Raw genomic sequence first — 22,842 nt, 5'->3', positions numbered from 1 at the left:
TTCCATGTATACAACAGATACTATCGAATACACTTTTACATCTACCGGGAGTTGACATACCCTGATCCTCTGCTTCATCTCTGACGGACGCAGTATCCATATCCAGCGTTGGGCGGAATATTTTGTCCAAAGGGGACACGAAGTCCATCTCATTACGTATAACCCGATGGGCCGGGATATACCGGGGGTCAATGAACATGTAATCACCTCGCGCTGGAAAAACCTCTACCTTTCCTATATTCCCCGACATTTCACGATAAAAAAACTTGTACAAAAAATCAAACCGGATCTCATCCACGCACAGTTCATCGCAAAGTATGGATTCCATCTCATTGGATTAAAAATTCGTCCTTCAGTTGTATCAGCATGGGGGGACGACATCCTTATCCTTCCAAAAAAGAACCCGCTCATCCATTACTATACAAAAAAAGTGCTGGATTCAGTAGATCTCGTTTATGCCGTCTCCCATGATCTCGGGGATCATATCACGAATGATTTTGCCATTGCCAGAACAAAGGTCCATTATCTCCCTTTTGGTATCGATACCGATATATTCTCCCCACCCGCAGAAGCCAGAAAACGGGATAATCAGATAATTGAGATCTTCTCCAATCGGGGGTTTTTCCCCGTCTATGATAACGATACCCTTGTCCGTGGATTCGCAGTTGCATACGGGAAAAATCCGGCGCTCCGGCTTACTCTCAAAGGCGATGGTCCGCTGGAACAGTCAATCCGGGATCTTGTTGCATCATTGGGATTATCTGAAGTAATCAGGTTCAGTAAAAAAACATCCTATTCCGAGGTTCCAAATGACTACCGGCATGCACATATCTTCATTACCACTTCAATATCAGATGGTACTCCTGTTTCCATCCTTGAGGCTATGGCGAGTGGTCTGCCCTGCATCGCCACAAAGGTTGGGGGAACCCCGGAATGGGTGACAGATAAAAAAACAGGGTTGCTCATCCAACCAGAAGCGCCGGAACAGGTTGCACAGGCAATTCTCACCCTTGCTTCAGATCCCGCCCTCTGCTCGCGTATGGGATCTGCTGCACGCGAAGTAATTCTCAAACATGGTCAATGGAATACCCTGATGGCACAGGCAGAGAAAGATTATCAGGCACTCATCGAAACATATAGACAGGACAAACCATGAAATGGAAGGACAAACGGGTGCTGGTGACCGGTGCCGGAGGTTTTATCGGCAGTCACCTTGTCGATGAGTTACTCAATAAAGGAGCGGATGTCACCGCGTTCGTGCATTACAATGCCAGGAATAACTGGGGCATGCTCGAAGGGCAGTATAATGATGAAACCCCCAACCTTAACGTAATAGCCGGTGATGTTACAGATTCCCTGTTTGTGAAAAAAGCGGTCTCTGAAAAAGATTATGTATTCCATCTTGCCGCACTCATCGGGATCCCGTATTCCTACGTAGCACCGGAGTCCTACATCAACACGAATATCAAAGGTACCCTCAATATTATGCAGGCTTGCCATGATGCAGGTGTAGAACGCGTGGTGCACACCTCAACAAGTGAAGTATACGGCACTGCACAATACACACCCATTGATGAAAAGCACCCTCTTCAGGGGCAGTCACCGTACTCGGCAAGTAAAATCGGTGCAGACAAAATTGCAGAATCATTCTACTGCTCATTCGGTCTACCGGTCACTACTATCCGCCCGTTCAATACGTTTGGACCCCGCCAGTCCACCCGTGCGGTTATCCCGACAATTATTACCCAGGCCCTCACGTCTAATTCCATCAAACTTGGATCACTTACGCCGATTCGGGATCTGACTTATGTCGCTGACACCGTTCAGGGATTCATCAAATTTGCAGAGAGCAAAAAGACCATCGGGATGACCGTCAACACGGGTTCCGGCCGTGGCGTCACTATCGGCGAACTTGCCGATATCATCATCAGCCAAGTGAACCCGGAGGCACGGATCATCTGCGAGGACAAACGGGTAAGGCCGGAGAAGAGCGAGGTCTTGGAACTCCTCTGTGACAATCGGTGCGCAAAGGAACTGGCCGGCTGGAAACCTGCTTATACCCTTGAGGAGGGACTCTCACTGACCATTGACTGGATGAAAGAACATATCGCTTCCTATAAGCCGGGATCCTATACGGTGTAAACCATGCAGGCAATCATTTTAGCCGGGGGAAAAGGGCGGCGGCTGATGCCGTACACCACAGTCCTGCCCAAACCGCTGATGCCTATCGGGGACTATGCAATTCTTGAAGTTATACTCCGGCAGTTGAAACATGCCGGCTTTGATAAAGTCATTATCTCTACCGGGTATCTCCATGAACTGATCCATGCGTTCATTGACAGCAACAAAACCCTGGGCCTGAAAATTTCCTATTCACATGAGGATGAACCTCTTGGCACAATTGGCCCGTTGAGGCTTATGAAAAATCTTGATGACACGTTCCTTGTCATGAACGGGGATATCCTCACCGATATCGACTACAAGGCTCTCATCGACTGGCACAAGAAGAAGAAGGCCATCGCGACTATTGCTACCTACCAGCGTGACACCCATATCGATTTTGGCGTGCTCGAGAAGAATGAAGAAAACCGCATTGTTGCCTTCCGCGAAAAACCGACCTACCATTTCGATGTCAGCATGGGGGTCTATGTCTTCTCAAAGAAGATCCTTGACTATGTCCCTAAGGGGGAACCATTCGGATTCGATCAATTGATGTATGCTCTGATGGAGACAAAAGCGCCGGTCTTCAGTTACCCCCATAATGGCTACTGGCTCGATATCGGCAGGCCGGATGATTATGCCCGCTCCATTGAGGAATTCGAGCGCTACAAAGACAAATTCCTTCCATGAAAGTACTCGTTACCGGTGCTTCCGGTTTTACCGGCCTGCGAATGATGGAATTTCTCGCACCGATGGGAGGTGCCAGTCCTGTCGGGTTGGTTCACCATCCAGTCCAAAAAGAGTGTAAAAAGCCGGACTCGTTTGTTGTTGCCGATCTGCTGGATCGCAAGACCCTCGAGAAGAGCATAGCAAAGATCCGTCCCGACACGGTTATCCACCTTGCCGGGCTGACCCATGGAACACCCGATGCCTTGTACACGACCAATGTTATTGGAACAAAAAACCTTCTGGATTCGAGCCTGAACGCAAATCCGGATTGCTGTATCCTTGTAATCAGTTCATCAGCAGTTTACGGGTATGCCGGGGATTTACCGATCGCGGAGACTGCCGCTTTGCATCCCGTGAGCGATTATGGAACAAGCAAAGTGGCGCAGGAGAACATCTCACTGAATTATGACAATGGCGATGCCAATATTGCGGTTGCCCGTCCCTTCAATCTCGCAGGACCCCAGCAGTCCGAATCATTTGTCTGCGGGAGGATTGTAAACCAGGTTATAGAGATTGAACAACGGAAAAGATCTGCGCTTGAACTTCGGGAGATCGTCTCGGCGAGGGACCTCATTGATGTCCGCGATGTGGTGAGGGGATACTGGGCGCTCGTATCCCGGCCTGACTTTACTCTTGATTGTTCAAAGAAAGCATTCAATCTCGGATCAGGAAATTCTTACCGCATCTCAGAAATAATTTCCGTGATTGAAGAGGTCACCGGAGCTCATTATCCCGTGAAGTTACCGGATACCCCACCCGAGATTCTCATTCCCTCACAACAGAGTGACAATACGAAGATAACCAGTCTGACCGGTTGGAAACCGGAGATTTCCCTGAAAGAGACACTCCGCGACATGCTTGCAGTTGCAAGAAAAAAGTGATTTAAAAAAAAAGGGATCAGATGATCCCCATCTCAGTCAACCTTGCCGGCAGATACGTCTTCGTCACAAAGTCCAGCCCCCGCGCCGCAAATGCCTGTTGTTCCGACTTCAGCCCCAGGCTGATCTGCAGGTTGATCTGCTTTTTCCAGTACTCGGTTGCAAACCGGGGATCGGTCAGCTCCGCATGCAATGCCTCAACATCCTTATCCGACAACTTATCGGACGGTAAATTATAATCCCGGATATCGCTCGGCTGCAACCCCAGAAACTGCGCCTTGGGCGTTGCCAGCAGCTCGGACATGTGCGCACTCTTGATCGAACCGTAAGCAACGGAGGCAAAGATACGGTACGACCACGGGTCGCCATCAGTAAAAACCATCACGGGAAGATTCCATGTCGTACTGATCTTGTTGAGCATGCGCCGGGTCGAACGCGCCGGCTGGCCTTTCAGGTGCACAAGAATTGCATTGTGCTCCTCGTCAAACCCGTTCTCGATCAGCCGGTCATACATACCACCCGTTTCGAGAGCAATCACAAACTTCGCATCATGATCCACGAACTCTATGTTCTCGACATTGTTGGGGATCGTGTACCCGGCCTGGCCCACATCGTCCTGGCAGTGGATGGCCCGCATGCCCCGTCGCGTCTCCTCCCGTATCCGCATCGGCCCGTAAATCGATGCGCCATTCTCTTCAGGATGGAGATGGAACCCCTCGCGCGGGACTTCTGAAATGATCTCGAGATCCTCGATGAGGAAATTGCTCTCCTCCTGCGCACCGAACTTCGCCCGCTTCCATCCCTCCGAGATGTAATACATCTCCCTGAGTGTTGACGACCGGTTCTCTTTCAGCTGCTGTTTGATGAACCCGATGACGTACGCCATTTTCAGCAGATGCGTCGCGCTCTTGGCCGAAGCAGCGGTGCGCATGCTCTCCTTGTCGCCGTATTTCCAGACCTCGCTCGCATCATCGTATTCGATATTGTATTTCGTCCGCGTGGGCAGTGAGATGGAGGGGATATCGCCGGCCTTCATCTGGTCGTACCATGCACTCGCGATCCGGAGCAGGGCCGCCATCGATTTCCTTTCCAGTTCCTCTTTAGACATCGAGATCCACCACCATCTTCTTATTATCGTCAATGCCCCGGATGTCGAGCAGGCCCCCGCCTTTCCCGGTATAGACAACACGCGTAACCATCTGTGACGGTATCACCAGCTTCCAGACCTTCGTGAACTGCCCGTCCATCTCGCTCACGAATGCTGCCTTGGGCTCGGCATCGGCCGCATTGTCCTGCGAGATATCATAGACAGACACATCCACGTCGTGTGCGGTGTAATTGTTCAGCTCGATCGTGATCCTGCCATCGAGGGTCCCCTTCTTCACGATCAGCTTGCGCATCAGTTTTCCTTCGATGGGCGTGGTATCAACGAGCGGTTTTTCAACGATCTCGCTCACTTTTGCAGCAATCTCCGGAATAATTGCACATACGGCCCGCGCCCGGTCCTCGGCCACCTTGTTCTTGTCGCGGCGGGAGACAAATAGCTTGAGATCCCGTCCCAGGTCCTGCAGGGCGAGCACGATCTCCTTTTCAATCTCCGGAATACTCGCAATTGCGTCCTTACTCTCGCTGGTAAAGGGAACATTTGTGGAGGCAACATGGACAAGGATCAGAACCGGGCCCATCGGCAGTCCCTGCTGGGAAAGGTTATAGTGTTTCCAGTTCACATTCGCAACGCTCTGGGTGATGGCACATGCACCCTGCTGGTACATCAGCGGGACACGGTTGGCAAAGCGGAGGATGATCGCATTTCCCTCGGAAGGAAGCTTTCCCCCGTACCCGATCGCTGCTTCGACCACAAACGAGTGGCCGGAGAAAACGGAAGCCGGCCGGGTGCGTGCCCCGACAAAGTCCATCTGGAACTCCTTGTCGAGCCCGCGCCGTATCAGTTCCTCCCCAATGGGTGAAAGGCACTGGACGGTGAGCGGGGGGGGTACCGGGACGTCCTGCATGGCAGCAAGGAGCGCCTTGAGCTGATCTGCAGAAAGGCCCGATACCTTTGCCGTAGCCTTCAGGCCGGATTTATCGCACATCTCCTGCGCCGTCTTTTTCCCCACCCGGCTGAAATGTTCCATCAGGAAATCGGCAAGTTTCTCGTTGCTTGCCACGGCCATCCGTTTCAGTTGCCCGAACTCGATCCCATGGGGATGAGGCTTGACGGCAATGGGGCACGCGATGATCTCCTGGCTCACCCGCTCGAACGTGAACGCTTCATCGTCCAGCTCCACCCGGAATCTCGCATGGGGATTCACCACTGAAGTGTACTTGAGGTATTCGAGCAGCTTCTTCTTTGCCGACATCGTGCTCTTGAACTCGATCTGCACCCGGGTGCCGTGAATCCGATCCCAGTCGATCGGCTGCTGGGAGATGATGTCAGGTTCATTGGTCTCGATCTTGATCTGGATCTCGAATTTCCAGGCCGGCTCCTTATGGCCGGTGCGCGAGATCACGACAGTCGGGACACCGCTGGTCAGCTGCGCATAAAGAACGGCGGCAGAGATCCCGATACCCTGTTGCCCGCGCGTCTGCCGGATCTGGTGGAACCGCGATCCGTAGAGCAGTTTTCCAAATACATACGGCACCTGTGCCGGAACGATTCCCGGGCCATTGTCCTCAACAATGATCCGGAAAATATCGCTGGAGACTTTTTTGATGCTGATAAAAATATCCGGAAGCACCTGTGCTTCCTCACAGGCATCCAGTGCATTGTCCACCGCCTCTTTTATGGTGGTGATGACCCCGCGGGTGGGGGAATCGAATCCCAGCAGGTGTTTGTTCTTCTCGAAAAATTCCGCGACACTGATGCTGCGCTGCTGCTTGGCGAGTTCGTCAGCGAGGACCAAACGCTCTCACCTCAGCAACGGCTGCTGCAAGATCGACCGTTTTCTGCTCGGCAGTGGTCAGATTTTTTAACGTAACCTGCCCGGACTCCGCCTCGCGCTGGCCGATCACGATAGCAAAATTCGCGGTTTTTGATGCGTGGGCGAGCTGAGCTCCGAGTCCACGCTCCATAAGATCTATTTCCGTGCGGATGCCCGCGTTGCGTAATGCCCGTGCAACTTCAAGCGCACGGGTGCGCCCTTCGCTCGTGCAGACAAGTCCTACAACAGGAACTATCGCTGGCTTGATGTCCCCCAGCGAGACCATCACCCGGTCAAACCCGATGGCAAACCCGCAGGAAGCAACATCGTCACCCCCAAAGAGATGGGCTAGCCGGTAGGTTCCCCCGCCCAGGATCTGGTTCTCAGCGCCGAGGTTCTGGGCAAATCCCTCAAAGACCATGCCGGTATAATAATCGAGACCCCGCGCAATGCCAAAGTTCAGGCTGTATTTAACACCGGATGCATCGAGTGATCTCATGGTCTTCTCAAACCGTTCTTTCTCCGGGATCTCACCGGCAATCTCGAATGCTTCGGCAAGATCACGGGTGCCAATAAGAGCCGTAAGTGAGGCTGCAAGATCCGTCCTGTCCAAGGATTCGAGCGTGGCATTCAGCCCGTCGAAATCCTTCTTGTCAAGGTGTGCCCGCACTTTCCGCTGCATGGCCGGTTCGAGATCCTTCACAAGATTTTTCATGAACGATAGGTGTCCGACTTTCAGCTCATACGTGACTCCGGTTGCGTTCAGCATATCGGACGCCAGCATGATCGTTTCCGCATCCGCCGCTGCCGTATCCGCACCGATCAGCTCGACCCCGAACTGCCAGAACTGGCGGTACCGGCCCTTCTGCGGGCGCTCGTACCGGAAACAGTCGGCAAAATAACACCAGCGCAACGGTTTGGGCGCGACCTTTGCCTCATTGATGTACATCCGGATCACCGCGGCAGTAATCTCCGGGCGAAGGGCAAGCTTCCTGCCGCCCTTGTCCTCAAAGACATACATCTCATCGATGATACCTTCCCCGGATCGCGCAGTAAAAAGTTCGAGATCCTCAAACTCGGGAGTGCAGACTTCCCGGTATCCATAGCAGCGCGCAACCTCGCGCAACTTCCCTTCGACAGCGCGCCGCGCCTCCATCTCATCCGGTAAAAAATCCCGCGTTCCTCTCGGTTTCTGGAGCATGGTAAAAATCCTTATCCTGTTTTTGTTTGCATCGTTATTTCTTATTCGCCTTGTGTCTTGGTACGCTGCCAAGGAACCGGGTGAAGGTATCTTCGTTTCCCCATACTTTCTCCCGCACAATTCGCCCCTGCAGGTACATGGCAGCAAGGATCATTCCAAGACCCAGTAATTCAAAATTGGGCATCGTGAGGGTAAAAGCCCCGCCAAGCGTTGCAAGGGCCCCATACCCCACACCATGGTACGCCGCCTTACGGTAGCCGGGCAGACCCGTCCTGAAAAAGATCCGTGCATCCCGCAGCCAGAGAAAGAGAACCGCAGCGGTGCCGAACATGGCGACATAGATGAGATAGGACATATCTATGAACTAACTTATTATACGCCGTTCCATATCTGTATTGTCAAAACCATGCAACCAAACCAGTCTGTGCAGGACATTCTCTCGCGCTACAAGAACGGGGAGTGCACCCTTGATGAGGCCGCCCGGGTGATTGAAGGGCTCCGTCTCGAACATGTGGGGGAGTTTGCCTGTATCGATCTGGGAAGGGGCGTCCGGTGCGGAATGCCGGAAGTAGTCCTCGCGGAGGGAAAGGATACCACGCACCTCTCGGAGATTGCGGTGCGGCATGCAGAAACAACCGGGCGCTGCGTGATCACGCGCGTGAGCCCCGAACAGGTTACACATATCCAGTCCTTTGCAAAAAGCAGGAACATTGCCACGGAATACCGCCAGACCGGTCACATACTCGTCCTGTCATCAGGAAAATCTCCAAAACCCACGGGTGGAATCGTTGCGATCATTACTGCGGGAACATCCGATATCCGGGTTGCAGAGGAAGCAAAGTGCATTGCAGAGGAGATGGGCTGTACGGTTCGTACGGCATATGATGTCGGTGCGGCAGGCATCCACCGGCTCTTCCCGGCCCTGAAACCGCTGCTGGATGCGCATGTGTTCATTGTCTGTGCCGGGCGCGAAGGGACACTTCCTTCCATCGTTGCCGGGCTGGTTGACAAACCGGTCATCGGCGTCCCGGTCAGCGTTGGATACGGGTATATGGGTGAAGGAAGAGCCGCGCTTGCGAGCATGCTCCAGTCCTGTTCGGTAATTTCGGTCGTCAATATCGATGCCGGTTTCACAGCTGGGGCATTTGCGGGGCGGATAGCAAATCTGGGCGCGGGAGCTCCCGGGGGACAACCATGAAACGGGGATTGTATATCGGGCGGTTTCAGCCGTATCACAACGGGCATCACGAAGTGCTCGAACATATTGCAGAGGAAGTGGACGAACTCATCATCGGTATCGGAAGCGCACAACTCTCGCACCAGGTAGACAACCCGTTTACCGCGGGTGAACGCGTGCTTATGATCACCCGGGCGCTTGCGTCACTGGGCTGCCCCTATTACGTGATCCCGATCGAGGACATCAAGCGCAACTCGCTCTGGGTAGCGCATGTCCAGTCGATGGCACCGCCGTTCGATCTCTGCTACTCATCAAATCCGCTGGTTGTCCGGCTCTTTACAGAAGCTGGGATAAAAGTCCAGTCACCGGCAATGTACGAGCGCGACACGCTCAGTGGTACAAAAATCCGTGAACGTATACTCAACGGTAAACCGTGGAAGATGCTCCTGCCTCCCGCAGTCGTCCAGGTCATCAAGGAGATTGATGGTGCTGAACGACTCTGCCAGATCGCCCGCGATGATTAGGGTCATGCCGGCACACATCGCAGATAAGGAACCGGTACAGGTGAAATGAATGTACGATTTCCTAAAAAATATCCTGAATCCTAAAAAACCAGATCCCTTAGTTATTACCCTTAGTACTATCCCCGCGTGGTCTGCAGAGCGGGAGAAGAACGCACGGATGGCACTTGAAGGAGCGGGTAAGTCCCCGATGCAGAATATCAGGAATTCCGCAGCGCAACTGCAACATATTGTCAACAGCATTTCCGGCTCCGAACAGGATCCGGCACTCCACCCCAAACTCAAAGCCGTTGCGAAAAATTCCCTTCCCCTGTATGTAAAAGCGATGAATGCCGCCCTTGCAAAACCCCTTTCTGATGAGATTGAAGAGTTCTATACCGATGCCGTAGAATGCCTGAAATCCTGCATCAACAGTAACCGAGGGCAGGGACGATACCTGCAGGCAGTCTTTCCTGAGGAGATGAAAGCAGTCAAGATGGCGATCGACGGGATGGGAAAGGAGATGAATGTCCTGACCGCCGCGCTCGCCACATACCAGAAGGAGAAAGCAGCGATTGACGCGGTCAATGCCCTGCACCGATCCGTGATGGATATGGAGGAGGATATGGAACGCTCCCGTGAGAAAGAGCGGCGGATATCTGCACGCATCGATGAGATCACCACCCGGATCGGGGCAATCGAGCGCGAAGAGACCGGGCTTGCAGCGGATGCTGATGGAAATCGTGCGATTCACGAATGCAGATCTGCACTTGCGGAGAAAGAGAAGACCCGCGATGAGATTACCCGGAACTATGCCGCACGCTCCATGACCGCTTCCCACGTATTCAGGAAAGCGGAAAAGGTTGCAGCACGACAGCAGCATCAGACCGGAGACATATCCTCCATCAGGCATGCCATCGAGATACTCTCCAATCATGATCTGCCGGATCCCGTTCGCATGAACACCGCACTTGCCGCAGCCGGTCCTGTTGCACAGCGGATGATCGCGGCGGGAGAAATTCCCTTAAAAAACCGGGAGGAGCGCGAAATATTTTCCGATACGGATGCATTCTGCACCACGATGTCAAAGCTTTGCACTGAACTTGCTGCCTGCGATGAAGCATGCAGGAACGCAGAGACGTTGCTGTCTACGCACCCGATGGTAGTACGGAGCAATTCACTGATGCGGGAAAAAACGCAGCTCAAAAGTATGCTCGAAAAAGAACGGCAGCTCCAGAGTGAACTCGTGCAGTGGAAAGCCAAAACCACCGGAAAGATCCCGGCAGTGACAGAAGAGATCAGAGAAAAGATTGAGGGTATTGTTGGGGGAAACGTGCAATTTCAGGCTGACACGAATGTGCCGGAGAGGGGGTAACAGACCGGACAATTCCCGTCATCAGGTTTCATTCTTATTTTTCATCCCGATCCGCAAACATTTCATCGACTGGTTCGATAAGCCGTCTGAGCTTATCTGCCGTGAAGTCTTCGTGGTTTTTTTATTTTATCCGACACGGGTTCCAGAGGTGTGGACAAATCCATCGTTGATCTGCCTGCACTAATGTCAGCGCGCATTGATCTCTACGAAGTCTGTGAGATCACTCTGGTTTGCCGGATAATTTTCCGACCATCCATAGCAGTCATTGAGCATCTGGGCAATGACGTCAGAGAACGTCATATTTCCTCGTTTCAATACGAGAAGCGCCTCATACACCTCGGGATCGATGCGGATCGAACGTCCCTCGCCTGCACGAGGCATAATAACCACTTTGTGGTTACGCCATATAAACATTTCTGATAAAACGTGTCTGACTTTATATGTAATGCGCAAAGCAGCTGCAAATCGGCGAGTTCCGGCACCTTCACCCAGAGTTACCGTGAAAAAAGCAGGATGAAAACTTGTTATCAGACAATGCGGATGTAGGAAAAGGTGGAGTGATCGGTATAGGCAAATTCCGGTTCGCTTCCATAGCAGCTGCCCACCCTGTTGATGGTGGGTAAATCCAGAGGTATCCTTGCCACTTCAAGCTGCAGATTATGCATGTTTTTTTTCTGGAAAAGTGGCAAAAACTCAATCGGGTACTGCACGATGCCTTGCGGAGTTTTTCGGCAGCAGACATGCGTATGCTGGTGCCCGCAACACATGTGCGTCAATCCCCGCAACTGCAGGGCTTCAAATGCCATTTCTGCAGTATAGTGATACCCGGTAAATGAATCTCCGGCTTTGTGGGAAAGACGCTGCCAGCATTTGAGCCGGAGTGTCTGGGTGCCGAGGTCCATCGGCCCTCCATGAACAAAGAGCATGCCATTGTCCGACCATTCCATAGGCATCCGTTCAAACAGGGAAAGCAGGGGTGAATCCCGCAACTGTTCGTGGCGGTACAAGCTCGCTGCATCACTCCCGCTGACCATCAGTCCGTTGAGGTATGCGTGATCGTGATTTCCCATGACGGAGATGAGGGGGTACTTATTCGCAAGGGAATGGATCGTTTCAAGAGCTTCTGCCGGGTGACCCCCACGATGAAGGATGTCCCCGAGATTAATGAGCCGGTCTACCGGGCCAAAGGTTTCCAAAAAAGACGGGGTGCGTATACATGCAGATAGTGCGGCAATCGCTCCTGCATCGGCATGCACATCAGAAAATATTACTGCACCCATACCGGTTCCTCTATGTTGGCGCTGCTTGCCCTAATAATCCTCTGATGGTCCGGGTTCTGCGAATCGATCCGGATACGAGCGGATCATAAAGATATGTTCATGTCAGAGTGATTCTTAAAATTACTTATGGAATCGTCAATACCAATTCCATAAAACCTGAGGGGAGCGCACTGATCTTATGGAGAAATTTCTCAATGACTATATCCTGCGAATAAGAGACGGGATCGATGATATTCCCGATACGACTGCCCATGAGATCGCATCTGCATTCCTTGCATTCCGGTTCGGCCTGTATGCCAACGCGGCAAAGGAATGCACGCATGCCATCGGGTTGCTGGAACAGGGGAAAAAACCTGCCGATAGCGGAATATATGCAGCATTAAAAAAAGCACTCATGATCGTGCTTGCCAATGCGCAGGACCTGGACAATTCGCAGGTCACGGCGGATATGTCATTGCGGTTCGACGAGCGGGAACGCATCTATACTGCAATCAATCTCGCGCCGGAAGCGGTTGAAGATCCCGGCACAGTTGAACTGGAGAATGCACTCGTCCTCATTTACGCAGCAGCGCTCATCGCTTCTCAGGAGGATGAGGAAGCCATGGGTGAGCACCGGAAATTTATTGTGAGACTGCTGACGGGATACAAAAAAGCACTCGGAATCGTGTAACGCAGCACACTTCTTTTTTTTTACGTGAAAGGATTCTTGTATCGATCCGACGAACTAAGTTCCACTCATTTCCCCTGTAATTCTTTTAAGGTACCTGCAATGATCAAACCCGATGAACTCCTGAAAAAATACTGGGGATACCATGAGTTCCTGCCCCACCAGAAGGAGATCATCGAATCTGTTATTAACGGCAATGACACGCTCGCGATCATGGCAACCGGTGGCGGAAAGTCGCTCTGCTACCAGTTGCCGGCCCTGTACCTTGGCGGTCTCACGGTGGTCATCTCCCCCCTCATCTCGCTCATGAAGGACCAGGTTGACGATCTCAATGCCCGGGGAATACCGGCAGCGGCCTACAACAGTTCGCTTGAGTATCGCGATCGGACCCGTATCGAAAACGACTTAAAAGAGGGAAATCTGCGGCTCCTGTTCATCTCACCGGAAAAATGCATGCAGACCAATTTTTTGGATTCCCTCAGGGCTTCTCCGGTTCATCTGATCGCGATCGATGAAGCGCACTGCATCTCGGAATGGGGCCACAACTTCCGGCCGGAATACCGGCAGCTCGCCCAATTGAAAAAAGTCTTTCCGGCAGTGCCGCTCGTGGCACTAACCGCAACAGCAATTCCTGAAGTGCGCAGGGACATCCGCGATCAGCTCGGGTTGTCGCAGGCTAAGGAATTCATCGGCAGTTTCAACCGGAAAAATCTGCAGTACCGCATCATCTTAAAGAAAAACCCGATGGTCTTTCTGGCAAATTACGTAAGCCAGCACCGGAATGATTCCGGGATCATCTACTGCCTCAGTAAGAAAGAGACCGAGGAGATTGCGTCCGATCTCCAGAAACGCGGGTTCAGGGCGCAGGCCTACCACGCAGGGCTCTCAAAACCGGTGCGGGAAAAGGTCCAGGACGCGTTTATCCGCGATGCGATCAATATCGTCTGCGCCACCGTAGCATTCGGTATGGGCATCGACAAACCCGATGTCCGGTATGTCATTCACTACGATCTCCCCAAGACCGTGGAATCCTACTACCAGGAGACCGGACGGGCAGGGCGCGACGGCCTGTACAGCGAATGCATTCTTCTCTACAGCCGGGGGGATTACTCCCGGGTCCGTTCCATGCTGGAGCATGACGATGCCGCTGGAGAGCGGAATCTCCGGCTGGCACTCAAAAAACTCCAGGAGATGACGGAGTATTGCGAAACCACCACGTGCCGGCGGAAATTCCTGCTCAACTATTTTGGCGAGGACTACCCTGAGGCGAATTGCGCATCGTGCGACAACTGCGATCACCCGCCCGATATGATCGACAGCACAGGGCCGGCCACGATGATTGTTGCCTGCGTGAAGCAGCTGCCCTCACGGTTCGGCATCGAACTGATATCCGATGTACTTCGCGGTTCAAAGAGTACAAAAATACAGGATTACCACCTGGACAGCCTGCCGGTCTATGGCTCCGGGAAAAAGTACAGCAAGGCCCAGTACCGCACCTGGATCAACGAGCTGGTCCGGCAGGGATACCTGGACCGGACGGGCGACAAGTACCCGGTAATCTGCTGTACCGGAAAAAGCGAGGAACTGCTCAAAGGAAGAGCGCAGGTCATGCTCCCGGTTCCCGAACGCGAAACGGCAAAGCATGCACCAGCCATGAACAGGGAGAGCGCGAGTACGGAAGATGCGGCACTCTTCCTGCGCCTGAAATCCCTCAGGAAGGTAATCGCAGACCGGAACGGGGTCCCACCCTATGTCATCTTCCCGGACAAGAGTCTGCATGAAATGGCCTGTGCCCGACCGGGTGACCGGCAGAGTTTTTCTCTTATTTCCGGAGTCGGGGAATACAAGCTGGAGAAGTACGGGCCGGAGTTTATGGAAGAGATAAGGAAAGGGTGAGAATTGTTTCCTTGCCCGGCAAGATGTGAAAAACAACCGGTACCTCCTCAGGAATTGCATGCCCATCCTCATGCAATACCGCAAACCGGTTTTAGCGCTTATCATGAGGGGGCATTTTCGCGAAGGGGGGCGGTGACAATCGAAGTGAAAAGAGCAGATATGTAACAACAGCATAAGGCGTTAATTGTTGCACTCATCATCGATTTTTATGCATAACAAGGTAAAAACAAACGATATATCAGATCTTTTAACAGCCAGTATTTCATGGCTTGAGAAGGTCATCGCCAGAGCAGATAAACTAAATATACGAAAAACTCTATTCATGCATTAATATATCCTAATCGGGGTAATGTGCCAACGCGTATCAACCTGTAAAGATGTACACCAGTTATTCCCTCGTTCCATAATATTTTCCCCAGACAGGAGGCATAATGAAATACGGGATATCTCAGCAAATCCACCAGTATCTGGAAAACCCATCTCGTGAAAAGATAAAACCGGTAATCCTTGCAATCCTTACCATCATCGCTCTCGTTCTCACGTATATCAGTCTGGATGCAGGGATTGAAATTGTATTTACGCATTTTTTTTATATCCCGATAATCCTTGCTGCATACTGGTACAGATTCCGGGGTATCGGATATGCAATCCTCCTCAGTGGATTTTACCTCGTCGCTGATTACCTGCTGACAAATGGGAATATCCCGGCGCTCTTTGCCGCAATTGGACGGGTTATCATGTTCATAAGTATCGCTATTGTCATCGCCATACTTTCTGAGATGATATCCCGCCAGAAACAGGCAATTCTTGAAAAAAATTCCCAATTGCAGGAATCCAACCGGGCACTCGAAGAAAAAGAAAAACAATTGCGACTTAATCTGCAAAAGCTGGCTGATAGCGAACGCAACCTGTTTTCCAGCAGGGAGCAGTTGCGGCTTATCCTGGAGTCTTCTGCTGAAGGAATATTCGGTATCGACCGTAAGGGTTGTATTACCTTCATCAATCCTTCCGGTTCGCTGATACTGGAATACAAAAAACCGCTCGATCTCATAGGAAGGAACGCAGGCGAACTGGTCCACCCCGGCAACCCGGATGGCTCTCTTCGCGATCTGCAAGACTGCAGCTTTTTCAAAACACTTCAGGCAGGCACAACGCAGATGTGCGATCATGACTTATTCCGGCACGGTGATGGCACCACGTTCCCGGTCGCGTTCTGTTCAGCACCCATCATCAGGGACGGTACCGTTGAAGGTGCCGTCATATCTTTCGAAGACATTACCGACCGGTTGAACCTACTGGACCAGCTGAAGAGCTCCCTTAAGGAGAAGGAGAGCCTTCTTAAGGAGATTCACCACCGGGTAAAAAACAACCTCCAGATTGTCATCAGCCTCCTCAATATGCAGTCCAGATATATCACTGACGCGAAACTGCTCGACATTATTCAGGAAAGCCAGAGCCGGGTGCGCATGATGGCCTCGGTCCATGAACGGCTGTACCGTTCTGGTGACTTCTCTCATATTGACATGGAGGATTACCTCCGGTTCCTTACTACGAACCTGTTCAGGTCCTATGGTTTTCCCCAGTCCCAGGTGACCAGTTCTGTTAACATCAGGGGATTGGTTCTTGACATCAACACTGCCATACCGCTCGGCCTTATCTGCAATGAACTCATCTCAAACAGTCTCAAGTACGCGTTCCCGGACGGCAGGCATGGGGAGATCGCAGTTACGGCGGAATCCCGCCCGATTGGTGATATTATGCTTACCATCAGGGATACCGGTATCGGCATGCCGGAAGGGATAGACTGGCAGAATGCCGATTCACTTGGGCTCAAGCTGGTCAATCTCTTCACCGACCAACTTAACGGGCAGATCAGCATGAGACAGGATGGTGGCACCACGTGGGAGATAATCATTCCCCGGTCAACATGATCAGGTCTGTTGTTAATCCGCTTACCAGGGGATGGCAGACTCTATAAAAAAGGGACGCAGGATAAAGAACGATCATTCTCTGCGTACTTCGGAGTATTCGCTGGGGGTTCCTGGAAAAAATGCTGACACTCCCTCCAGAAACCGCATAGTCTTCCTTCCATCATGCAATCCCGCAAACCGGTTTTAGCGCTTATCATGAGGGGGCATTTTCGCAGAGGGGGGCGGGCGCCGACTCACGTAGTCACTCATGTCTTAAAACAATTTCACTTGAAAAAAAGAATTATAAACTGTCCATGCTGATACCGCTGAAGTCCTGAGCAACTTCACGGATATCCTTGACACCGAATGCAGTCTGGACCATGCTGAGTTCGATCTGGTTCGCTGCATCGCACATGTAATCGAGGATGTCAACGGACAACTCCTTCTGCATCTTGCTCTTCCTGAGCTGGTCGACAAGGGCCGACATCTTCTCAGGAGATTCCATGCGGAGTTTTGCAAGACTCATTACGCACATGTAGATGCGGGTCAGGTTCCGGTCGGTTCCCGTGATACACTCAAAGAAATTCCGAATCACCTGTGCCTGGTATATTTCTCCACTCATGAACTTCACCTCCTGCCTGTTTCTTTCTAGGTAATTCTCCTGTTCGAATTTTCATTATATAAGGCTTGCGGGCAAAATGCCCTTTTATGCCAAAAAAGGGGGATTTTTGCCGCTCTTTTTGCAATGTGCGGCTGGATTGTCAGACAATTGTATGACACCCGTCATACTCTGACGGGCGGGAGGGGATACTGCGCCGCAGCGTTACCTGGCCTGCAGGTCCGGAGTGGTCGGCAATAGAGATTCAACGTGACACGGTACTCGCAAGGCAGTGAAATTAATATGAGAAATTCTTTTTCTTCCCTACAGCGAGAATTTCGATGATCAGCACATCATGGTGCATGTAAAAAGTGGCCCGATATTCTCCAATCCGGAGCCGGTAACGCGGTACAGTCTTGGGGCTGTCCTTAACCTTCACGATATCATGCCGCTGGTCCGGGCTGGCTGCAAACCGCTCAAGGGCATTTTCGATCCTGATACGGTGTTCCTGAGGGATAGCAGCAAGGTCTTTCTCTGCCCGGCGGGTTAGAAAAATCCGGTACAAGACTTCACCGCTTCCGGGCCTTGATCACTTTGTCATCACCCAGGTCTTTCATAACATCCCTGAGGGACCGGACCCGTCCGGCTTTGATATCCTCGTCACTCTCTTTAATCGCTTCAATCTCTTCGGGGGTCAGAGGCTCGTCATCATAAGCAGATTCAGCTAACCGCCGGACTACATCATCGTACGTTTCCCGGGGAAACAATTTCAGATCGTCAAGGAGGGCCTTGGTCTCAGCCCGCATCCTGACCGTTGTAACCTCAGCCATATACTACAGTATACAGCAGTATACAAGAATAAAGATTTGTACGTGATATACCCAGATTCCAGGCTCAAAATATTCTAGAGGCTAGGGCAGGATCCGGCCAGGTCCTCTGTGATAATTTACCAACGGATTACTATTCCGGTACTTCAGCCAGACAGAAAAAAGATTTCTTACTTGGCCGCACTCACGATCTTGATGATGTCGCCATCCTTGAGTACGTGGTTTTCCTTGATGCGCATCTTGGTCCGGGCGTCCACTGCGTACAGGAAACCCTTGCCGATATCCGTGTGCACCTGGAACGCGAGATCGTGAGGTGTTGAGCCCTTCTTCATCAGGAACGCATCGGGCAGCACATCGCCCTGCTTGTTGCAGAAGTGGTTCTCATCCTCGACCGGGTACACAACGATCATATCGAGCAACTCGTAGACTGCACGGTTGATCGCCTGCTGGACACCCGTGCCATGGTTCTGCTTCATCAGGGCAGCGATCTTTGCAAGCCCGGCTTTCTGGGGTGCGGTCAGCGAACCTTCGTTGGCAATCCTGAATTCCTCATCGCCCGGCAGGTACTGGATCATGTGCGCTCCTGCCGCATTGCGGAGGGCAAGCTCGGAGGCCGCGCTCACAAACGCAACCTTGGCTGCCGCGAGTTTCGTGCGCAGCGCCTCGGGGGTCTCATCGATCTTGTTGCCGATGACGAGCATGGGTTTTGAGATTTTCACGATCTCGGCACACAGGGGAATGAGATCATCGATCGATGCGTGGATCAGGTCGATCTTGAGCTCCAGTTCGATATCGCGCACATCTTCCATGGTGATGCCAAGGCCGGTGAAGGTCTCTGCTATTCCCGCCTCGATAGCCGCGCCCTTGCCCTGCGACTGCCGGCTGATCCGCGTCCAGTGCTTGTCAAGGATCCCGTGCACCCACATCGTCATTTCGTAGATGAGGAACTTGATATCCTCTTCCGGGTCATGGTTTCCCGCGCCCACCGGGTTGCCTTCGCTGTCGGTGCCGCCGCTGGCATCGATCATATGGAGGATTGCATCTGCCTGGCGGAGATTATCGAGGAACTGGTTGCCCAGCCCCTTGCCCTTGTGGGCATCGGGCACGAGACCGGCTACATCGATCAGGTTCACGGCCACAAACCGGTTGCCGTCCACGCAGTGCGTGCAGGTGAGTTTGAGGTCATGACACGGGCACTTTGTACGCACATACCCGACACCAAAGTTCGGGTTGATGGTCGTAAAGGGGTAGTTGGCAATCTCAACGTTTGCCATGGTCGCGGCCTTAAAAAAAGTGGATTTTCCGCAGTTAGGTTTTCCTGCAAGCGCTAGGGTAATCATATCTGGTTCCTCAATGAATATTTTATCTCATAACCATCATTTCTGGGTCTGGGAAGAAACTGACAAAGTTTTTCCATCCCGGCTTAATAAAAGGTACTTATGACGTTCACGCAGAAAAATATCTGGTATTTCGAAAAGCCGGGGGATGCAAACACCGCCGATGCAGCCCGGTTTGCCATCGGGCGCGCAAAGGAACTCAACATTAAAACAATCGTTGTCGCAAGCACATCCGGCTCAACTGCAGACAAGTTCTTTGCTGCAATGAAAGGTTCGGGACTCAACCTGGTTGTCGTCTCGCATGTCATGGGATTTGTAAAACCCGGCGAGTGGGAGTTCTCCAGGGAAATCGCGGAGCGGCTGCGCGGGCAGGGTGTGAATATTGTGACCGGCACGCACGCGCTCTCAGGACTGGAGCGTGCACTCTCCCGTTCACCCAAGATTGGCGGCGGATCGCGGTCCGATGCGATCGCTGAATCCCTCCGGCGCACGGTCGCCGTCGGGCTCAAGGTTGCAGTCGAATGCGTACTTATTGCCGCTGACCAGGGGGCTATCGGTATCAGCGATGAAGTCATCGCGGTCGGGGGCACTATGAGCGGCGCGGATACTGTCTGCGTAATCAGGCCCGCGCACACATCAAACTTCTTCGATCTCCAGGTGCGCGAGATCGTTGCAATGCCGAGGAACCGTTAATCATGGTTTTAACTGAACTCAAAGAAGCTCTCGGCCTGCTCAGGACCATCCCGGTACTCTGGGTGCCGGGACTGGTGGCAGGTATACTGGCTGCAGTGCTCTGGATGATATCCAATACACAGGGCATCTTCGTTGCCAGTCGCCTGATCCTGATCTTTTCATTCATCGCGATCTTTTTCCTTGCCGGGAGTTATGCGGTGATCCGGAACGGGAACGGCGGTATCCGTGAACTCTTCAAAGGGGGGATTCAGTATTTCTTCCGGGTACTGCTGCCCCTGCTGGTGATCATCTTCTGCGCACTCATTCTCATTGCCCTTGTCGTGATCACCCTCTCGTTTGGGGGCGTCCCGGCGAACCCGGAGTTCGTAGGGATATTTTCCATCTTCATCCTTATTCCGGTAGCATTCCTCACGGTCTTCTTCGATACAGCAGCAGTTTTCGAAAACCTGCGGATCTTTGACGCTATAAAGCGCAGTATCGAACTGGTGACCACACAATCCGCACGGGTGCTTAAGTTCTATGTAATATCTGCTGCAGTGTTCGTCGTAATTACGTTCTCACTCATGCTTATCTGGGAAGCAGCACTCTATGACAAACTCGAACCGCTCACGCGCTTTAACGAGACACAGATTGCAGCATTTACTCCCGAACAGCTTATGGGTATGATTGGGGCTGACGGAGCGGTGATAACCGCAGTCTGCCTCTTCTTAGGCTTTTTGGTACTCCTGCCTGTCCTCTCAACCTATAAGGCATGTTTTTTCCGCTCGCTCACTCAGGGTACAATGTCTACCCGGGGTCCAGTGCCAATCGAACAGCAAATCACCGGTGAATATGACAGTAAGGGACGCTGGTACAAATATTAAAACCGGGAACTAAAAAAGGAGAAATTCTCCCGGGGATATGGCAGGTCAGCCATAATAAAACTTTTTTTTCTTTTATTTCACCCTTTCAAGCAAGTTGGTATTGCCGAAATTCTTCTGTGAGAGGAAGGCACAGCAGTCGGCCATCAGCTCTGCAGGAAATTCTGAACAACTGAATGAGGATTTTGCTGGCTCTGGAGAAATCGACATGAACCGATCGTGTTCGCACCAGAACGATGACACATTCAATTTTAAGAGTTCCCCGCCTCAGGGCTTCTCTTAAGGCACGGTGAGGCAAATGAGGGGGTAGCATTTAGTCACCAAAACCACCGCGGGGCGTCCCTCCTGGGGCGGCGGTGTTCATCATGTTTTGGGGGATGGGGGTTTCAGCTCTCATGTTGGTAATCAAGTCAATGCGTGCAACATTATCGTACAGGGAAAACTGGCGCATCAGCTTCCGACCGCAGTACGGTATTTCCAAACGACATCCATGAAAAAAGGTAGGTTCTCTTAATTCAGGTGAAGAGCAAAAAAAAGCCCCATTGCCACCAGTCCGCCGCCGATCGTTGCAATCAGGTTGGTACCTGCATTGCCCCAGATACCCCGGTTCTCAAAGGTTGCCCCGGCAAGACTGTCGATATTCGTGCCGATAAAACCGGCAAACGTACAGATCGCGACCATGGGAAGGGTAATTACACCTAACAGGAAGGCAACAACCGAGACTGCAAGACCCCCGAAAAGGGCAACCGATTCGCCCACGAGCGTTACACCGCCATTCGTACCAATGGGTACTTTTCTGAACGTCGTGATCATGTACGGAATTCCGCCGGTGACACCGATCTCGCTTGCAAGGGTATCCGCCGCTGCCGTTGCCACACAACCGACATACATGACAATAAAGATCGGATCCTGGAAGACACCATAGAGTACTGCAGCTGCTGCGGCAACGATCCCGTTGGCAAAAACATTACGGTAACCCCGAGCCCCGCCACGCCCCTGCTCAACACCGATTCGCTTCTTATACTCGAACTTATACTTGGTAGCAACCGAGCCGAGGATAAAAAACGCGAGCATGATCATGAACCACCGGGCATCGGCAAAAACAAGCAGGATAATGCCCACGAGCGCAGCGGAGAAGAGCCCGGAGAGATCAGCGGTTTTGGCACGGAAGGCAAAGTAACCGAACGTGAACCCGACGATCACCGCAGCAACCACCAGCTGGAGATTCACCTGGTAGTTGAGCTCCTGGATCAGCCACATCGTCATCGCGACCCCAACTGCTTCAAGGATCAGCGAGTCCTCGTACTTGAGCAGAATTACCTTTAAGAGAACCGCAGCGATGATACCAAAGATAACGGTCAGGATAGCCCTCTCGTTCAGGTATGCCATGACAAGAACCCCCGCCCATGCAGTCGAGATGACATAATACAGGTACGTATTGAGATCGTCTGCATCAGTCTGGAAGACGAGCTCCCCCAGCACAATCATCGCAAGCGAGGTGGCAAAGACAAAGAAGGGAAGGAGCGTAACGCCATAGAGCGCAGCAAGAGCACACATGGCATAACTGAGATATTTGGCATCGAAAAAACGCCACAGAATCAGTGCGAAAAGGATAACGACCAGTCCCATGAGCCATGCCGGCTTGAGATAGGGTCCGACCAGGATAGCTGCACCGGTAATTGCCGCTGCATATCCAAGGCCTCTTTGTCGCGCCATTTATACATCATGTGCTGTTAAAACAAAAAAAGAGCTTTATCGCACAGGCAGGGTATCTGTTCAAGCAGGCGCGGGGACTTTACCGTTCGTCGCTTTTGAATCCGATTACTATATTTT

The 22,842-nt window shown here is 52.2% G+C and carries 23 protein-coding genes; 12 read left to right on the top strand and 11 right to left on the bottom strand.

Annotation, left to right across the window (positions count from 1 at the left end):
- Positions 1-61 precede the first annotated feature (61 nt).
- From WC593_00860 to WC593_00845, 4 genes are read left to right on the top strand one after another with little or no spacing between them, the layout of a single operon-like run.
- Positions 62-1,156 carry a glycosyltransferase family 4 protein gene (locus tag WC593_00860; GenBank protein MFA4823686.1) on the top strand — a complete coding sequence of 365 codons (1,095 nt, stop codon included), beginning with the start codon at positions 62-64 and terminating at the stop codon, positions 1,154-1,156.
- Entirely contained in the window at positions 1,153-2,142 is a 990-nt protein-coding gene (locus WC593_00855; GenBank protein ID MFA4823685.1) for an SDR family NAD(P)-dependent oxidoreductase, read from the top strand. The genes WC593_00860 and WC593_00855 overlap by 4 nt, the downstream gene beginning before the upstream one ends.
- A 3-nt stretch (positions 2,143-2,145) precedes the next feature.
- Positions 2,146-2,850 (top strand): nucleotidyltransferase family protein, encoded by a 705-nt coding sequence (locus WC593_00850; protein MFA4823684.1) that lies wholly within the window; start codon positions 2,146-2,148, stop codon positions 2,848-2,850.
- The gene (locus tag WC593_00845; protein ID MFA4823683.1) at positions 2,847-3,770 is read left to right on the top strand and encodes a GDP-mannose 4,6-dehydratase; all 924 of its coding nucleotides are present in this window, start codon (positions 2,847-2,849) and stop codon (positions 3,768-3,770) included. The genes WC593_00850 and WC593_00845 overlap by 4 nt, the downstream gene beginning before the upstream one ends.
- Before the next feature lie 16 nt (positions 3,771-3,786).
- On the opposite strand, the gene WC593_00840 is transcribed toward WC593_00845, so the two are convergent.
- From WC593_00840 to WC593_00825, 4 genes are read right to left on the bottom strand one after another with little or no spacing between them, the layout of a single operon-like run.
- A complete protein-coding gene (locus WC593_00840; GenBank protein ID MFA4823682.1) occupies positions 3,787-4,875 on the bottom strand; it encodes a DNA topoisomerase IV subunit A in 1,089 nt (362 codons plus the stop codon).
- Positions 4,868-6,670, bottom strand: a complete 1,803-nt coding sequence (locus WC593_00835) for a DNA topoisomerase VI subunit B (GenBank protein ID MFA4823681.1) — start codon at positions 6,668-6,670, stop codon at positions 4,868-4,870. The genes WC593_00840 and WC593_00835 overlap by 8 nt, the downstream gene beginning before the upstream one ends.
- Positions 6,657-7,889 (bottom strand): histidine--tRNA ligase, encoded by a 1,233-nt coding sequence (hisS, locus tag WC593_00830; protein ID MFA4823680.1) that lies wholly within the window; start codon positions 7,887-7,889, stop codon positions 6,657-6,659. The genes WC593_00835 and hisS overlap by 14 nt, the downstream gene beginning before the upstream one ends.
- A gap of 34 nt (positions 7,890-7,923) precedes the next feature.
- Complete coding sequence (locus tag WC593_00825; GenBank protein ID MFA4823679.1) at positions 7,924-8,244, bottom strand: ABC transporter permease; 321 nt, start codon at positions 8,242-8,244, stop codon at positions 7,924-7,926.
- Positions 8,245-8,295: 51 nt separating this feature from the next.
- On the opposite strand from WC593_00825, the gene larB reads away from it, so the two are divergent.
- From larB to WC593_00810, 3 genes are read left to right on the top strand one after another with little or no spacing between them, the layout of a single operon-like run.
- Positions 8,296-9,087 (top strand): nickel pincer cofactor biosynthesis protein LarB, encoded by a 792-nt coding sequence (gene larB, locus WC593_00820; GenBank protein MFA4823678.1) that lies wholly within the window; start codon positions 8,296-8,298, stop codon positions 9,085-9,087.
- The gene (locus WC593_00815; protein MFA4823677.1) at positions 9,084-9,590 is read left to right on the top strand and encodes a nicotinamide-nucleotide adenylyltransferase; all 507 of its coding nucleotides are present in this window, start codon (positions 9,084-9,086) and stop codon (positions 9,588-9,590) included. The genes larB and WC593_00815 overlap by 4 nt, the downstream gene beginning before the upstream one ends.
- Positions 9,591-9,639: 49 nt before the next feature.
- Positions 9,640-10,941: a hypothetical protein gene (locus tag WC593_00810; GenBank protein MFA4823676.1), complete on the top strand. Its 1,302-nt coding sequence runs from the start codon at positions 9,640-9,642 to the stop codon at positions 10,939-10,941.
- 186 nt (positions 10,942-11,127) lie between these two features.
- On the opposite strand, the gene WC593_00805 is transcribed toward WC593_00810, so the two are convergent.
- On the bottom strand, positions 11,128-11,322 hold the full coding sequence (locus WC593_00805; protein MFA4823675.1) for an antitoxin VapB family protein: 195 nt from the start codon (positions 11,320-11,322) through the stop codon (positions 11,128-11,130).
- A 146-nt stretch (positions 11,323-11,468) separates the two neighbouring features.
- The gene (locus WC593_00800; protein ID MFA4823674.1) at positions 11,469-12,221 is read right to left on the bottom strand and encodes a metallophosphoesterase; all 753 of its coding nucleotides are present in this window, start codon (positions 12,219-12,221) and stop codon (positions 11,469-11,471) included.
- A 178-nt stretch (positions 12,222-12,399) separates the two neighbouring features.
- On the opposite strand from WC593_00800, the gene WC593_00795 reads away from it, so the two are divergent.
- From WC593_00795 to WC593_00785, 3 genes are all read left to right on the top strand, one after another.
- On the top strand, positions 12,400-12,891 hold the full coding sequence (locus tag WC593_00795; GenBank protein ID MFA4823673.1) for a hypothetical protein: 492 nt from the start codon (positions 12,400-12,402) through the stop codon (positions 12,889-12,891).
- A 99-nt stretch (positions 12,892-12,990) separates the two neighbouring features.
- Positions 12,991-14,784 (top strand): DNA helicase RecQ, encoded by a 1,794-nt coding sequence (recQ, locus tag WC593_00790; GenBank protein ID MFA4823672.1) that lies wholly within the window; start codon positions 12,991-12,993, stop codon positions 14,782-14,784.
- A 431-nt stretch (positions 14,785-15,215) separates the two neighbouring features.
- A complete protein-coding gene (locus tag WC593_00785) occupies positions 15,216-16,715 on the top strand; it encodes a histidine kinase dimerization/phosphoacceptor domain -containing protein (GenBank protein ID MFA4823671.1) in 1,500 nt (499 codons plus the stop codon).
- Positions 16,716-16,995: 280 nt separating this feature from the next.
- Here WC593_00785 and WC593_00780 read toward each other — a convergent pair whose 3' ends face one another.
- The 4 genes from WC593_00780 to WC593_00765 form a co-directional block, all read right to left on the bottom strand.
- On the bottom strand, positions 16,996-17,316 hold the full coding sequence (locus WC593_00780) for a hypothetical protein (protein ID MFA4823670.1): 321 nt from the start codon (positions 17,314-17,316) through the stop codon (positions 16,996-16,998).
- A gap of 274 nt (positions 17,317-17,590) precedes the next feature.
- Entirely contained in the window at positions 17,591-17,857 is a 267-nt protein-coding gene (locus WC593_00775; protein ID MFA4823669.1) for a type II toxin-antitoxin system RelE/ParE family toxin, read from the bottom strand.
- 4 nt (positions 17,858-17,861) lie between these two features.
- Positions 17,862-18,122: a hypothetical protein gene (locus WC593_00770; GenBank protein MFA4823668.1), complete on the bottom strand. Its 261-nt coding sequence runs from the start codon at positions 18,120-18,122 to the stop codon at positions 17,862-17,864.
- Positions 18,123-18,289: 167 nt separating this feature from the next.
- Positions 18,290-19,459 carry a redox-regulated ATPase YchF gene (locus tag WC593_00765; GenBank protein MFA4823667.1) on the bottom strand — a complete coding sequence of 390 codons (1,170 nt, stop codon included), beginning with the start codon at positions 19,457-19,459 and terminating at the stop codon, positions 18,290-18,292.
- A 99-nt stretch (positions 19,460-19,558) separates the two neighbouring features.
- Between WC593_00765 and WC593_00760 the strand changes: the two genes are divergently transcribed.
- Positions 19,559-20,149, top strand: coding sequence for a pyruvate kinase alpha/beta domain-containing protein (locus tag WC593_00760; GenBank protein MFA4823666.1), 591 nt, complete (start codon positions 19,559-19,561; stop codon positions 20,147-20,149).
- A 2-nt stretch (positions 20,150-20,151) separates the two neighbouring features.
- On the top strand, positions 20,152-21,012 hold the full coding sequence (locus WC593_00755; protein MFA4823665.1) for a hypothetical protein: 861 nt from the start codon (positions 20,152-20,154) through the stop codon (positions 21,010-21,012).
- Positions 21,013-21,519: 507 nt separating this feature from the next.
- Here the strand turns inward: WC593_00755 and WC593_00750 are convergent.
- Entirely contained in the window at positions 21,520-22,725 is a 1,206-nt protein-coding gene (locus WC593_00750; protein MFA4823664.1) for a TIGR00297 family protein, read from the bottom strand.
- Positions 22,726-22,842 lie beyond the last annotated feature (117 nt).

The sequence above is a fragment of the Methanoregula sp. genome (assembly GCA_041645435.1).
GTDB lineage: Archaea > Halobacteriota > Methanomicrobia > Methanomicrobiales > Methanospirillaceae > Methanoregula.
This window is presented reverse-complemented; position numbering and strand designations above follow the sequence as displayed.

Excerpts from the sequence above, each read along its gene's own strand:
- WC593_00755 (MFA4823665.1), top strand. The coding sequence starts at position 20,152 with ATGGTTTTAACTGAACTCAAAGAAGCTCTCGGCCTGCTCAGGACCATC.
- WC593_00845 (MFA4823683.1), top strand. The coding sequence starts at position 2,847 with ATGAAAGTACTCGTTACCGGTGCTTCCGGTTTTACCGGCCTGCGAATG.
- WC593_00795 (MFA4823673.1), top strand. The coding sequence starts at position 12,400 with ATGGAGAAATTTCTCAATGACTATATCCTGCGAATAAGAGACGGGATC.
- WC593_00805 (MFA4823675.1), bottom strand. The coding sequence starts at position 11,322 with ATGCCTCGTGCAGGCGAGGGACGTTCGATCCGCATCGATCCCGAGGTG.
- WC593_00815 (MFA4823677.1), top strand. The coding sequence starts at position 9,084 with ATGAAACGGGGATTGTATATCGGGCGGTTTCAGCCGTATCACAACGGG.
- WC593_00855 (MFA4823685.1), top strand. The coding sequence starts at position 1,153 with ATGAAATGGAAGGACAAACGGGTGCTGGTGACCGGTGCCGGAGGTTTT.
- WC593_00770 (MFA4823668.1), bottom strand. The coding sequence starts at position 18,122 with ATGGCTGAGGTTACAACGGTCAGGATGCGGGCTGAGACCAAGGCCCTC.
- larB (MFA4823678.1), top strand. The coding sequence starts at position 8,296 with ATGCAACCAAACCAGTCTGTGCAGGACATTCTCTCGCGCTACAAGAAC.
- WC593_00850 (MFA4823684.1), top strand. The coding sequence starts at position 2,146 with ATGCAGGCAATCATTTTAGCCGGGGGAAAAGGGCGGCGGCTGATGCCG.
- WC593_00780 (MFA4823670.1), bottom strand. The coding sequence starts at position 17,316 with ATGAGTGGAGAAATATACCAGGCACAGGTGATTCGGAATTTCTTTGAG.
- WC593_00765 (MFA4823667.1), bottom strand. The coding sequence starts at position 19,459 with ATGATTACCCTAGCGCTTGCAGGAAAACCTAACTGCGGAAAATCCACT.
- WC593_00760 (MFA4823666.1), top strand. The coding sequence starts at position 19,559 with ATGACGTTCACGCAGAAAAATATCTGGTATTTCGAAAAGCCGGGGGAT.
- WC593_00800 (MFA4823674.1), bottom strand. The coding sequence starts at position 12,221 with ATGGGTGCAGTAATATTTTCTGATGTGCATGCCGATGCAGGAGCGATT.
- WC593_00840 (MFA4823682.1), bottom strand. The coding sequence starts at position 4,875 with ATGTCTAAAGAGGAACTGGAAAGGAAATCGATGGCGGCCCTGCTCCGG.
- WC593_00825 (MFA4823679.1), bottom strand. The coding sequence starts at position 8,244 with ATGTCCTATCTCATCTATGTCGCCATGTTCGGCACCGCTGCGGTTCTC.
- recQ (MFA4823672.1), top strand. The coding sequence starts at position 12,991 with ATGATCAAACCCGATGAACTCCTGAAAAAATACTGGGGATACCATGAG.
- hisS (MFA4823680.1), bottom strand. The coding sequence starts at position 7,889 with ATGCTCCAGAAACCGAGAGGAACGCGGGATTTTTTACCGGATGAGATG.
- WC593_00750 (MFA4823664.1), bottom strand. The coding sequence starts at position 22,725 with ATGGCGCGACAAAGAGGCCTTGGATATGCAGCGGCAATTACCGGTGCA.
- WC593_00785 (MFA4823671.1), top strand. The coding sequence starts at position 15,216 with ATGAAATACGGGATATCTCAGCAAATCCACCAGTATCTGGAAAACCCA.
- WC593_00810 (MFA4823676.1), top strand. The coding sequence starts at position 9,640 with ATGTACGATTTCCTAAAAAATATCCTGAATCCTAAAAAACCAGATCCC.